This is a genomic window from Pseudomonas sp. MYb118 (assembly GCF_040947875.1).
GTDB lineage: Bacteria > Pseudomonadota > Gammaproteobacteria > Pseudomonadales > Pseudomonadaceae > Aquipseudomonas.
Genome location: NZ_JBFRXN010000001.1, coordinates 165152 through 177925 on the forward strand (window position 1 = coordinate 165152; position 12774 = coordinate 177925).

Here is a 12774-nt window from a genome sequence, read left to right on the forward strand (position 1 = left end):
CTAAAGTTGTCACAGAGTTTTTCAGGATGAAGGTTCTTTACATTGATGGAGTAGGGCCATTTGGTGGGGCTTCCAGAAGCCTTTTTGAGCTTGTAAGGACGTTGTCTTCTCGGGGAGTCGAACCATACTTTGTATGTGTGCGCGGCACCGCTCTGAATTTTTATCAGAAAGTAGCAAAAGACCATATAGCAACGGTTGGCTTGACCCGCTTCGATAACACTTTGTATGGGCATTACCGAGGAAGTCGCTGGCTGATTCTGTTGCGGGAGCTATCGTACCTGCCGTTCACTTTTTTTTCGCTGCTGCAGGCGAGGCGGCGTTGGAAGGACATCGAACTCATTCACGTGAATGAGTTGACGGAAATATTTCCTTTGTTACTGGCCCGGATCCTGTTCAGGGTCCCCGTCGTCGTTCATGTGCGATCGCTCACCTGGGCGGACCAAAAGTCACGACGTTGTCAGTGGCTCTTTGAAAAGCTCAGGATTCGTGTGAACGCAATCATCGCCATTGACGAAAATGTGCGTTCCACCCTGCCTTCCGATTTCGATGTGACAGTTATCCAGAACTCGTTCACTCCTTCGAGCGCGAGCGTGCGTGATGAAAGTGTGATTTCCAAACTGGATCAACTCCAGAGTGACGCCATAAAAATTGGCTTTGTCGGCAATCTGCATCATTCCAAAGGGCTGTTCGATTTGATCGAAGCCGCCCGTCTGGTCATCGAGAGAGGCGAAAAGGTCCAGTTCGTGATCATTGGCGGCTCCACGCGTACGGAGGGCGGTCTGAAATCCTGGATGATCAAAAAAGCAGGATTTGCCCAGGACGTGGAGGCGGAGCTTCATTCGTTGATTTCCCAATATTCGCTGCAGTCGGTCTTCCATATGTATGGCCCGACAATTGATATCCATAGCGTTTACGAACGGATTGATGTCCTTTGCTTCCCGTCCCACTTCGACGCACCTGGCAGGCCGGTTTTCGAGGCGGCATTTTCGGGTGTGCCGTGTATCGCCGCAGTCAGCAAGCCTCGCCCTGATACATTGGTGGATTACGAGACAGGCATAGCGGTGCCGCCTAAAAATCCAGTGAAGTTGGCTGATGCAATTACTTATTTCTCTCAGAATCGCTCAGAAATAAAGCGAATGGGCGACAATGCGAAGAATCTTGCCGAAGACAATTTCGATCCGGAAAAAAATGCCACCCGGGTTTTAAAGGTTTATTCAGGTCTCCTGGCCGCGAAAAGGGATCATTGATGGTCCGCGGCGCTATGGGATTTGTTTCATTGGATGGATTTGCTCATGACTAAAGAATACAAAATATGCAGCTGCTGCATTATGGATACGTCTGATCCTAATGTGAGCTTCGATGATCGCGGGCACTGCGATTATTGCCAGAACTTTGAATCCGTTATCGCTCCAAATTGGCACGTCGATCAGCGTGGTGAGAGCGAGTTGATGAAGCTCGCCGAGAAAATCAAAGCGGATGGCAAAGGGCGAGAATTCGATTGCATCATTGGCCTCAGTGGTGGTCTTGACAGCTCTTACGTGAGTTACATCGCGAAAGAAAAAATGGGCCTGCGGCCTCTGCTGTTTCACGTAGACGCTGGATGGAACACGGACCAGGCGGTTGGAAACATCGAGAAGCTGGTCGATGGTCTGGGCCTGGATCTGTACACCGAAGTCATCAATTGGGAGGAAATGAAAGACCTTCAGGTGGCCTTTCTGAAGTCTCAGGTGTCGGATCAGGATCTACCTCAGGACACTGCATTTTTTTCCGCACTCTATAAGTTTGCCAAGGCACACAAGATCAAGTATGTGTTGACCGGCGGCAACTACTCGACTGAATGCTGCCGAGAGCCGGAAGAGTGGGGCGGCTATCCGGGGATTGACAAGATGTTGATCAAGGATATCCATTCCAGTTTTGGTAAAAGAAAACTTAAAAGCTTTCCGATCGTAGACATACTTTCGTACAAGTTGTATTACCGCTATGTGCTGGGCATGCAGGTGGTAAAACCTTTGAATCTGGTTCCTTATGTGAAAGCTGACGCCGAGGAAACGCTGGGCAGGCTTTTCGGTTGGAAAAAGTTCCAGCACAAACATCATGAGTCCAGGTTTACTCGTTTCTACGAAGATTACTGGATGCCACGAAAGTTTGGTTACGAGAAGCGTCGCGCCCACTTCTCCAGTTTGATCATGACTGGACAGATGACGCGCGAAGCGGCACTTGAGCGCATCGCGAAACCTGAGTTGGATGAGCAGTTTCTCAAGTCTGAATTCGAATACGTGGCCAACAAGCTCGACCTGACCGTTCAAGAGTTGCAGGAGATTTTTGAAGGAGCGAATAAAAAGTGCCTGGATTACAAGAATAAGCGCTTCATGATCGGGATTGGATCCCGGGTGATGAGTGCGCTTGGGCTGGAAAGAAGGCTGTTCAGATGATTACGATCATTGATTACGGATTGGGCAACATTCAGGCTTTCGTCAACGTCTATAAACGTTTGCACATTCCAGTAACAGTTGCCAAAAACGCTGAAGAGTTGACGGGTGCAACCAAGCTGATTCTGCCCGGGGTGGGCGCCTTCGATCATGCCATGCAACGCCTGAATGATTCGGGGATGCGCCAGGCACTGGATGATCTGGTTCTGAAAAAAGGCGTTCCTGTCATCGGTATTTGTGTCGGCATGCAGATGCTGGCCGAGTCCAGTGATGAAGGCCAGTTGCCTGGGCTTGGTTGGATTCCGGGGCGGGTGCGCGGCTTCAGCGCGACCGAGAATCTTGTTGATCTACCGCTTCCGCACATGGGGTGGAATGACGTTTCCCCGGTACCGGGTTGCCCTCTGTTCGCTGACTTTGAAGACAGCCCCCGATTCTATTTTCTTCATTCCTATTATTTCGAATGTTATCAACAGGAAAACGTCGCTGCCACGGCCTCCTATGGCCTGGATTTCAGCTGCGCGGTGTCAATAGGTAACGTCTTCGGCGTGCAGTTCCACCCGGAGAAAAGTCACCATTATGGCGTGGCACTTCTGAAGAATTTTGCGGAGTTGTGAAATGTTGAGGCCAAGAATCATTCCCTGTCTTTTGATTCAGGACGGCGGATTGGTAAAAACCGTTCGTTTTAAAGATCCGAAGTATGTTGGTGATCCGATCAATGCGGTGAAGATTTTCAACGAAAAGGAAGCTGATGAACTTGTCGTCCTCGACATTGATGCGACCGTTCAAGGTCGCGAACCGGATTATCGACGCATCGCTCATCTGGCTTCCGAGTGCCGCATGCCGTTGTGCTATGGCGGTGGGATACGATCTGCCGAGCAGGCTCAGAAGATCATTTCCCTGGGCGTGGAAAAGGTAGCGATCAGCTCTGCGGCGATTGATAACCCCAATCTCATTTCCGAGATCGCGCAAGAGATCGGCAGGCAGAGCATTGTCGTTGTGCTTGACGTCAAACAGCGGCTTCTGACCCGCAGCTATGATGTCTGGACCCGCAACGGAACGCGTAATTCCAAGCGTGACGTCTTCGAAGTCGCCGCTGAAGTTGAAAAACTTGGGGCTGGTGAAATTGTCATCAATTCCATTGATAACGATGGCCGGATGAAAGGCTACGATATCGCGCTGGCAGTCAAACTCCGTCAAAGCGTTCGGATTCCGATCACCATACTGGGTGGTGCCGGTTCGCTGGCTGACATTGGCAAGGTCATCGAGGCCTGCGGTGTCGTCGGTGTAGCCGCCGGTAGCCTTTTTGTGTTCAAGGGGACTTACAGGGCGGTTTTGATCAGCTACCCTGATACCTCACAAAAGGACGAGCTGATTCACTCGGCGTTGAAATCTGTAAAATAATCATCGTGTTACGTGCATTACTCTAGGGACTTATATGTTTGGCGGAAAAACGCTCCTCATCACGGGTGGTACTGGCTCTTTCGGGAATGCAGTTCTTAAACGCTTCCTGGACAGTGACATCGCTGAAATCCGCATCTTCAGTCGTGACGAGAAGAAGCAGGACGACATGCGCAAGCAGTACGCCAATTCCAAACTGAAGTTCTACATTGGTGATGTACGTGATTACCAGAGCATTTTGAATGCGACTCGCGGGGTTGACTACATTTTCCACGCAGCCGCATTGAAGCAGGTGCCTTCCTGTGAGTTCCATCCGATGGAGGCCGTGAAAACGAATGTCATCGGTACCGAGAACGTGCTCGAGGCAGCCATTCAGAACCAGGTCAAACGTGTGGTTTGCCTGAGTACTGACAAGGCGGTCTATCCGATCAATGCCATGGGGATTTCCAAGGCAATGATGGAGAAGGTAATGATTGCGAAGTCTCGCAACGTTGATGAGCAAAAGACGATCATTTGCGGCACCCGCTACGGCAACGTCATGGCATCCCGCGGGTCGGTAATTCCGCTGTTCATCGAACAAATTCGCGCGGACAAGGCATTGACGCTGACCGATCCGAACATGACCCGGTTCATGATGACCCTCGCGGACGCGGTCGACCTCGTGTTGTACGCCTTCGAGCATGGCAAGAACGGCGATCTGTTTGTGCAGAAAGCGCCTGCAGCGACGGTCGATACACTGGCAAAAGCGTTGACGCAGATGCTTGGAAAGCCAGAGCACCCTATCCAGGTGATCGGTACCCGTCACGGTGAAAAACTGTATGAAGCACTTTTGAGTCGAGAGGAAATGGCCTGCGCCGAGGACAAAGGTGATTACTATCGCGTTCCACCGGACTTGCGTGATCTGAACTATTCGAAGTTCGTCGAGGAGGGCGAGGAAAAAATCTCCCGCACTGAGGATTATAATTCTCATAACACTCAGCGATTGGATATTCAGGGGATGCAGGCTTTGTTGCTGAAGCTTGAGTTCATGCAGGCTATCAAGCGTGGCGAGCACGCCGTACCAGAGGAGTGAGTTGAGATGAAAGTCTTGATCACCGGGGCTAACGGCTTCCTCGGGAAAAACCTCGTTGCTCATTTGAGCGAGCGCAAGGATATCGAGGTCGCCACGTTCAATAGAGGCGATGATATTGGCCAGTTACCGCAACGGGTTTCTGCAGTGGATTTCGTTTTCCATTTGGCCGGTGTTAACCGGCCTCAAGTGGAGAGCGAATTCAAAAGTGGAAATACGGACCTGACCCAAGCGCTCTGTGATGCGATCAGGGTCTCTGGTAAAGCGATTCCTGTCGTGTATACCTCATCCATTCAGGCTGAGCTGGACAATCCGTACGGTGTGAGCAAGCGAGGTGCGGAACAGGCGTTGCTTGAGTTGAAGAAAGAGCCAGGATCGAAAGTTTATCTCTTTCGCCTGCCCAATGTCTTCGGGAAGTGGGCGCGGCCTAATTACAACTCTGCAGTAGCGACTTTCTGCCATAACATCATCAACGATCTGCCGATCAAAATTAATGATCCGGATGCGCTGATCAATCTTGTTTACATTGATGATGTGGTTGCTAAGTTCATCAAGGTGATGGATCACGCAAGCGCCGATGATTCGTTTGTTGAAGTCGAACCCAGTTATACGATCAGCGTAGGTGCACTGGCTGATCAACTGAATGCCTTCGCTGAAAGTCGAGTTGATCTTGTGACGCAACCGGTTGGCGAAGGGCTGGTTCGAGCCTTGTATTCAACGTATGTGAGTTATCTATCTACCGAGCAGTTCACCTATGAAGTCCCCAAGCATGAAGACCCGCGAGGGGTCTTTGTCGAAATGCTTAAAACACAGGACAGTGGACAGTTCTCCTATTTTACTGCCCATCCTGGCGTGACCCGTGGTGGTCACTACCATCATTCAAAAACCGAGAAGTTTCTGGTCATAAAAGGCAAGGCGTGCTTCCGCTTTCGTCATATCGTATCTCATGAGTTCTACGAGCTGGTCACTCTGGGCGAAAAGCCGGTGATCGTTGAAACGGTTCCGGGCTGGACTCACGATATTACCAATATCGGAGATGATGAACTGATTGTCATGTTGTGGGCAAATGAGATATTTGACAGGGCCCATCCTGACACTTATGCCAAAGCCGTTGGCGTTGAAGCCTGATTGTTTTTCGGGATTTTTCTCTACCTGATTTATTATCGGTCATCATTTTATCTGGCCTTCCTCGGTTGGGCCGAAGTTGAATAGAGCGTAATCATGAAAAAATTAAAAGTATTGACGGTAGTGGGTACGCGCCCTGAGATTATTCGTTTGTCTCGTGTCATCTCCAAGCTTGATCAGGTATGTGATCATGTTCTGGTTCATACCGGGCAGAACTACGATTACGAGTTGAACGAGATTTTTTTCCAGGATCTCGGCATTCGCAAACCGGATCACTTTCTTAATGCTGCCGGCCAGACAGGCGCCGAGACCATCGGTAATGTGATCATTGCCGTGGATCGTGTCCTGGGAGAAGAGAAGCCCGAAGCGTTGCTGGTGCTCGGTGACACCAATAGCTGCATGGCCGTGATTCCGGCCAAGCGTCGAAAAATCCCGACATTTCATATGGAGGCTGGCAACCGCTGTTTTGACATGCGCGTGCCGGAGGAGATCAACCGTAGAATCGTTGACCACACCGCTGACATCAACCTGACCTACAGCAGCATCGCCCGTGACTATCTGCTGAGGGAAGGCCTGTCCCCCGACATGGTGATCAAAACCGGAAGCCCGATGTTTGAGGTGCTCCATCATTATCTGGAAGGTATCGAGCAATCGGATGTTCTAAGTCGTCTGGGCCTCGAGGCTGGTCAGTTTTTTGTGGTCAGTGCACATCGGGAAGAGAATATCGACTCTGACAAAAACTTCCTGAAACTGGTCGACGTGCTCAATACCGTGGCGGCTACCTACGACTTGCCGATCATCGTGTCCACTCATCCACGCACGCAAAAACGCGTGGACGCCATGGGCGTCACTTTTCACAAGAATGTACAGCTCCTGAAGCCGCTGGGATTCAAGGATTACAACAAGCTGCAACTCGCGTCCAAAGCGGTCCTGTCCGACAGCGGAACGATCAATGAGGAGTCATTGATCCTCAATTTCCCGGCCCTCAACATTCGTGAGGCGCATGAGCGTCCGGAAGGTATGGAAGAGGCGGCAGTGATGATGGTCGGGCTGGAGGTCGAACGGGTTCTCCAAGGCTTGCAGATCCTCGAGACCCAGTGCCGTGGTGCTGATCGTACGTTAAGACTTGTTGCTGACTACAGCATGCCCAATGTTGCCGAGAAAGTTGTGCGGATCATCCATAGTTATCGCGATTATGTGATGCGTACTGTATGGCGGCACTACTGAGTGGGCGTAGGATTCGATGAGTAAGCCATTGAGAGTTTTGGTGGTCAGTCAGTATTTTTGGCCGGAAAACATGCGAATCAATAACCTGGTCGAAGGCTTTGTTGCAAAAGGCCACGACGTGACGGTGCTCACAGGTTTCCCGAATTATCCCGAAGGCAAAAAATTCGCGGATTATAAAAACGATCCGGAAAAATTCTCCGAGTATTGTGGGGCTGAAATCATTCGTGTGCCGATGCTTGCACGCGGAAAGAACAGCCTCTCGTTGGCGCTTAACTATCTTTCGTTTTTCGTCAGCGCCTCAGTCATCGGCCCCTGGCTATTACGAGGAAAGAAATTCGACTCGATTTTCGTGTATGCGGTTTCGCCGATCATGGCGGCGATTCCGGCATTGGTGCTTGGCTGGTTGAAGAAGTCCCCTGTTTTTGTCTGGGTGCTTGATCTCTGGCCGGAGACCCTGAGCGCGGTGGGAATCATCAGAAATCCGAGATTGTTATCACTGGTCGGCACAATGGTGTCATTCATTTACAACCGTACCGACTATTTGTTGATGCAATCCAGGTCTTTTGATGACAACGTCAGAAAGTACTGCACGAAACCTGTCTCGGATGAGCGGCTGGTCTATTTTCCAAGCTGGGCCGAGGATGACTTTTCGGCCGGTGCAAATGAGGCATCTGATCTGATCGAGGCCGACGACTCGGTGTTTACCGTGGTCTTTGCCGGAAACATCGGTGAGGCGCAGGACTTTCCCGCCATCCTCAAAGCCGCAGAAATTGTCGGCAACGATGTTCCGGTGCGTTGGGTCATTGTGGGCGACGGGCGGATGAGTGAATGGCTGCGCGATGAAGTCGCTGCGCGCGGGTTGACCAATATCCTTCTTCTCGGGCGTCACTCCCTGGAGAAGATGCCGCCATTGTTCGCCAAGGCTGACGCTTTGCTGGTTTCGCTGAAGACCAACGAAGTCTTCGAGAAAACCATCCCTGGCAAGGTGCAGGCCTACCTCGCCTCAGGCAGGCCCGTCATTGCGATGATCGACGGTGAAGCGGCCAGGGTGGTCAGCGAGTCCGGAGCCGGGATGGCGTGCAGTTCGGGAGACTCGGTGGCATTGGCCGATATCGTCAGGACCATGGCGAAGCTTGACCCTGCCCGGCGAGAGGAAATGGGGGCAGCAGGCAAAGCGTTCTATACATCGAACTTTTCCAAGGACAGATTGTTTGATCGCCTGGAGACACTGTTTCGTACCGCTACTTTGAGAAGGAAGGAGAAACGATGAACGGGATACTATTGACTGGAGTGTCCGGTTTCGTCGGTGGGGCTATCCACGAGCGCCTCGTCATGGAAGGAGTCGGTGCCCTTACGGTCGCTCTGCGACAGTCGATGCCTGCGTTACCCGACTCGACAAGGCAGGTACTCATCGCTGCCATAGATGCGCAGACTGACTGGGCCGAAGCGTTGAATGGCGTCGATACTGTGATTCACAGTGCGGCCCGTGTGCACGTGATGAGCGACAACTCGGAGAATCCCCTGGAGGAGTTTCGCAAGGTCAACGTCGCCGGGACGCTCAATCTTGCGCGACAGGCTGTCGACGCTGGAGTGCGGCGTTTCATTTTTATCAGTTCGATCAAGGTCAATGGCGAAGGGACCATGCCCGGCTCACCATTCTTCGCTGATGCCGTACCGGCGCCTGTCGATCCCTACGGGATCTCGAAAATGGAAGCAGAGCAGGCGTTGCTGAAGCTCGCCGATCAAACCGGGATCGAGGTCGTGATCGTACGCCCTCCATTGGTCTACGGGCCTGGCGTTAAAGCTAACTTTCTTAACATGATGAAGTGGCTGAAAAAGGGTATTCCCTTGCCCTTTGGGTCGATCAATAACCGACGTAGCCTGGTCGCACTGGACAATCTGGTCGACTTGATTGTGCTTTGTATCCGTCACCCGGGTGCCGCAGGGCAGACCTTCCTGGTCAGTGATGGCGAGGATCTCTCGACGTCCGAACTCTTGCGCAGGATGGGGGCAGCGTTGGGGGTGCCCTCCCGATTGATTCCGGTTCCGAGCTGGATGCTGGAAATGGGGGCATCAATGCTTGGGAAAAAAGATCTATCGCAAAGACTGTGTGGGTCGCTTCAGGTCGATATCACCAAGAATCGCGAACTCCTTGGCTGGGTTCCTCCTAATAGCGTCGAACAATCCCTGGCACTCGCCGCCCGGCACTTTTTGAAGAGTGCTGGCTAGTTTCGCGAGCAACGAGTTTTTCGTAGTGGACCAATTGGCAGGGTAGTCCCGTGAGGCAGGGGTGACTGACTGGTTGGTAATGCCCTTTTTGCTTCAGGAATAAAATCGTTGATAACAATCTTGTGGCTTTTTGTCGTGGTAGCCGGAGCTTCTTTCCTGATGACGTGGTTGCTGCGTCGTTATGCGATTGCCAGCAGTCTGATGGACATGCCCAACATGCGCAGTTCCCATTCTGTTCCGACGCCGCGCGGTGGCGGGGTGGCGATCGTTTTGAGTTTCCTGCTGACGCTGCCGGTTCTGGCGTTCTGGGGGGCGGTCGAATGGTCGGATACATGGGCGCTTCTGGGGGCGGGAGCGTTGGTGGCGGGCGTAGGCTTCCTCGATGATCACGGGCACATCGCGGCTCGTTGGCGATTATTGGCGCATTTTACCGCAGCAGGTTGGGCATTGGCCTGGATTGGGGGCATGCCGCCGGTCCAATTGGCCGGGACCGCGTTCGACCTGAGCTGGCTTGGGCATATCCTGGCTGCCTTCTACCTGGTCTGGATGCTCAACCTCTACAACTTCATGGATGGCATTGACGGTATCGCAAGCGTTGAAGCGGTATGCGCATGTCTCGGCGCTTGTCTTGTGTACGGGTTGACGGGGCACTCCGGGCTGATGGTCGCGCCGCTTTTGCTGGTTGTCGCGGTTGTGGGCTTTCTCTACTGGAATTTCCCGCCTGCACGGATCTTCATGGGCGACGCGGGCAGTGGTTTTCTGGGATTGATTCTTGCCGTTCTGTCGTTGCAGGCCGCGTGGGTCGACCCAGGTCTGCTTTGGGTCTGGTTGATTCTGCTAGGCGTTTTCATCGTGGATGCCACTTTCACGCTAGGGCGGCGTTTATTGCGCGGGGATAAGGTCTATGAGGCGCATCGAAGCCATGCGTATCAATACGCCTCGCGGTTATATGGGCGTCATTTGCCGGTAACCCTGTCCGTAGTGGCCATCAATTTGCTCTGGTTGCTTCCGGTCGCTGCGTGTGTTGTCTGGTGGCAATTGAATGGCTTGCTGGGATTGATAGTGGCTTACATTCCCCTGATCGTGCTGGCGGTCAGATTTCACGCCGGAGAGCTAGAGAAAACTTGATCCAAGGTTGGAACGACCTCATTTGGCCGTTGTTTTCTCGAGCGTAGAGTGACGCTGCTGTACACTCTTGCAATGGAATATGTTTAGGAGTTGCCGCAGTGCAAACAGGGTTTATGGATAAGCTGAGAGCAAACATGTTGGGACTGCCGAGGCGCTACAAGCGCGCCATTCAGGTCGTCACCGATGTGGTCTTGGTCTGGCTCGCCCTATGGTTGGCCTTTCTGGTTCGTTTGGGCATCGAGGATGCTGCCGGGCCGGTCGAAACGCATTTTTGGCTGTTTATCGCTGCGCCCATAGTCGCCATCCCGATTTTTATTCGTTTTGGCATGTACCGTGCGGTCATGCGCTACTTTGGCAATGATGCGCTGATTGCAATTTCCAAAGCGGTCAGCCTTTCATCATTGCTGCTTGCCCTGGTCGTTTTCTGGTATAGCAACCATACGGTCGTGGTTCCCCGTTCGATAGTCTTCAACTATTGGTGGTTGAGCCTGATCATGATTGGTGGCCTGCGGCTGATCATGCGCCAGTATTTTCTGGGTGACTGGTTCGCCGCGTCCTTGCACGTACCCTTCTATAACCGTGACAACGGTCTTCCCCGCGTCGCCATTTATGGTGCCGGTGCAGCGGGTAACCAGCTGGTCGCGGCCTTGCGAATGGGGCGAGTCATGCGCCCGGTTGCGTTCATCGACGATGACAGCAACATTGCCGATCGTGTCATCGCCGGGTTGCAGGTCTACAAACCCAAGCACATTCAGGAAATGATTGACGCTACCGGCGCCGAAGAAGTCCTGTTGGCGATTCCTTCCTCCAATCGGGGGCGCCGACGTGAGATTCTGGGTTTCCTGGAGCAGTTCCCATTACACGTACGCAGTGTCCCGGGGTTCATGGACCTGGCGAGCGGGCGGGTGAAAGTCGATGATATTCAGGAGGTCGATATCGCGGATCTCCTGGGTCGGGACGCAGTGCCGGCGCAGGCGGATCTGCTGGAGCATTGTATTACCGGGAAAAATGTATTGGTCACGGGGGCGGGCGGATCAATCGGTTCGGAACTGTGCCGTCAGATCCTTTCGTTGAAACCCACATCCTTGCTCCTGTTCGAGCACAGCGAGTTCAATTTGTACTCGATCCTCTCGGAGCTTGAACAGCGCGTTCAGAGAGAGTCCCTCTCTACGCGTCTTTTGCCAATTCTGGGTTCCGTGCGAAATCAGCCAAAGCTGCTGGATACCATGAAGACCTGGAGCGTCGATACGGTTTACCACGCGGCGGCTTACAAGCATGTTCCCATGGTCGAGCATAATATTGCCGAGGGCGTGTTGAACAATGTGATCGGTACGTTGAGTACCGCACAGGCGGCGTTGCAGGTTGGCGTGGCGAATTTTGTGTTGATTTCCACGGATAAGGCCGTTCGACCGACTAATGTCATGGGCAGTACCAAGCGTCTTGCCGAGTTGACGTTGCAGGCATTGAGTCGCGAAGTCGCCCCGGTGTTTTTTGGCGACACTGCCAACATTTCCCGATTGAACAAAACCCGTTTCACCATGGTGCGTTTCGGCAATGTCCTGGGGTCGTCAGGTTCAGTCATTCCCCTCTTTCATAAACAGATCAAGTCGGGCGGACCCCTGACCGTCACTCACCCGAAAATCACCCGCTATTTCATGACCATCCCTGAAGCGGCACAACTGGTCATACAGGCTGGTTCCATGGGGCGTGGCGGCGACGTGTTTGTCCTCGACATGGGCGAACCGGTACGGATCGTCGAGCTGGCGGAGAAAATGATTCACCTGTCGGGGTTGAGTATCCGCTCGGAGAAAAATCCACAGGGCGATATATCGATCGAATTTACCGGTTTGCGTCCCGGTGAAAAGTTGTATGAAGAATTGTTGATTGGCGAGAATGTCGAGGCGACCCAACACCCGATGATCATGAGTGCCAACGAAGATCACTTGCCTTGGGAAGTGCTGAAAGTTCGCTTGAATGATTTGGTGAAAGCCGTTGAGCATGACGATTACGCCCGCGTGCGCCAGGTTCTGCGCGAGACGGTCAGTGGTTACACCCCTGACGGCGAGATAGTCGACTGGATCTACCAGCAGCGTCGCCTTGAACCCTGATTGCTTCACATCCTGTAACTGACACATTTTTGACAGGCTCCATACATCGCCTAAGTTTGGG

At 52.7% G+C, this 12774-nt stretch carries 11 protein-coding genes; all 11 read left to right on the plus strand.

Going from position 1 to position 12774, the window contains the following annotated elements; all coding sequences use genetic code 11:
* Nucleotides 1-26 precede the first annotated feature (26 nt).
* The 11 genes from ABVN20_RS00805 (at nucleotide 27) to ABVN20_RS00855 (ending at nucleotide 12713) form a co-directional block, all read left to right on the plus strand.
* A complete protein-coding gene (locus tag ABVN20_RS00805; protein WP_368553297.1) occupies nucleotides 27-1247 on the plus strand; it encodes a glycosyltransferase family 4 protein in 1221 nt (406 codons plus the stop codon).
* Nucleotides 1248-1292: 45 nt separating this feature from the next.
* Nucleotides 1293-2432 carry an N-acetyl sugar amidotransferase gene (locus ABVN20_RS00810; protein WP_368553299.1) on the plus strand — a complete coding sequence of 380 codons (1140 nt, stop codon included), beginning with the start codon at nucleotides 1293-1295 and terminating at the stop codon, nucleotides 2430-2432.
* Nucleotides 2429-3043, plus strand: coding sequence for an imidazole glycerol phosphate synthase subunit HisH (gene hisH / locus ABVN20_RS00815; RefSeq protein ID WP_368553301.1), 615 nt, complete (start codon nucleotides 2429-2431; stop codon nucleotides 3041-3043). The genes ABVN20_RS00810 and hisH overlap by 4 nt, the downstream gene beginning before the upstream one ends.
* Nucleotide 3044: 1 nt before the next feature.
* Nucleotides 3045-3830: an AglZ/HisF2 family acetamidino modification protein gene (locus ABVN20_RS00820; RefSeq protein ID WP_368553303.1), complete on the plus strand. Its 786-nt coding sequence runs from the start codon at nucleotides 3045-3047 to the stop codon at nucleotides 3828-3830.
* Between the two features lie 34 nt (nucleotides 3831-3864).
* Nucleotides 3865-4899, plus strand: coding sequence for a polysaccharide biosynthesis protein (locus ABVN20_RS00825; protein WP_368553305.1), 1035 nt, complete (start codon nucleotides 3865-3867; stop codon nucleotides 4897-4899).
* Between the two features lie 6 nt (nucleotides 4900-4905).
* Nucleotides 4906-6024 (plus strand): capsular polysaccharide biosynthesis protein CapF, encoded by a 1119-nt coding sequence (locus ABVN20_RS00830; protein ID WP_368553307.1) that lies wholly within the window; start codon nucleotides 4906-4908, stop codon nucleotides 6022-6024.
* Nucleotides 6025-6117: 93 nt separating this feature from the next.
* The gene (gene wecB / locus ABVN20_RS00835) at nucleotides 6118-7248 is read left to right on the plus strand and encodes a non-hydrolyzing UDP-N-acetylglucosamine 2-epimerase (RefSeq protein ID WP_368553308.1); all 1131 of its coding nucleotides are present in this window, start codon (nucleotides 6118-6120) and stop codon (nucleotides 7246-7248) included.
* Nucleotides 7249-7264: 16 nt separating this feature from the next.
* Nucleotides 7265-8518: a glycosyltransferase family 4 protein gene (locus ABVN20_RS00840; RefSeq protein ID WP_368553310.1), complete on the plus strand. Its 1254-nt coding sequence runs from the start codon at nucleotides 7265-7267 to the stop codon at nucleotides 8516-8518.
* On the plus strand, nucleotides 8515-9477 hold the full coding sequence (locus tag ABVN20_RS00845) for a UDP-glucose 4-epimerase family protein (RefSeq protein ID WP_368553312.1): 963 nt from the start codon (nucleotides 8515-8517) through the stop codon (nucleotides 9475-9477). Before ABVN20_RS00840 ends, ABVN20_RS00845 begins: the two co-directional genes overlap by 4 nt.
* Nucleotides 9478-9588: 111 nt before the next feature.
* Entirely contained in the window at nucleotides 9589-10605 is a 1017-nt protein-coding gene (locus tag ABVN20_RS00850; protein ID WP_368554539.1) for a glycosyltransferase family 4 protein, read from the plus strand.
* 113 nt (nucleotides 10606-10718) lie between these two features.
* On the plus strand, nucleotides 10719-12713 hold the full coding sequence (locus ABVN20_RS00855) for a polysaccharide biosynthesis protein (protein ID WP_368553314.1): 1995 nt from the start codon (nucleotides 10719-10721) through the stop codon (nucleotides 12711-12713).
* Nucleotides 12714-12774: the final 61 nt, after the last annotated feature.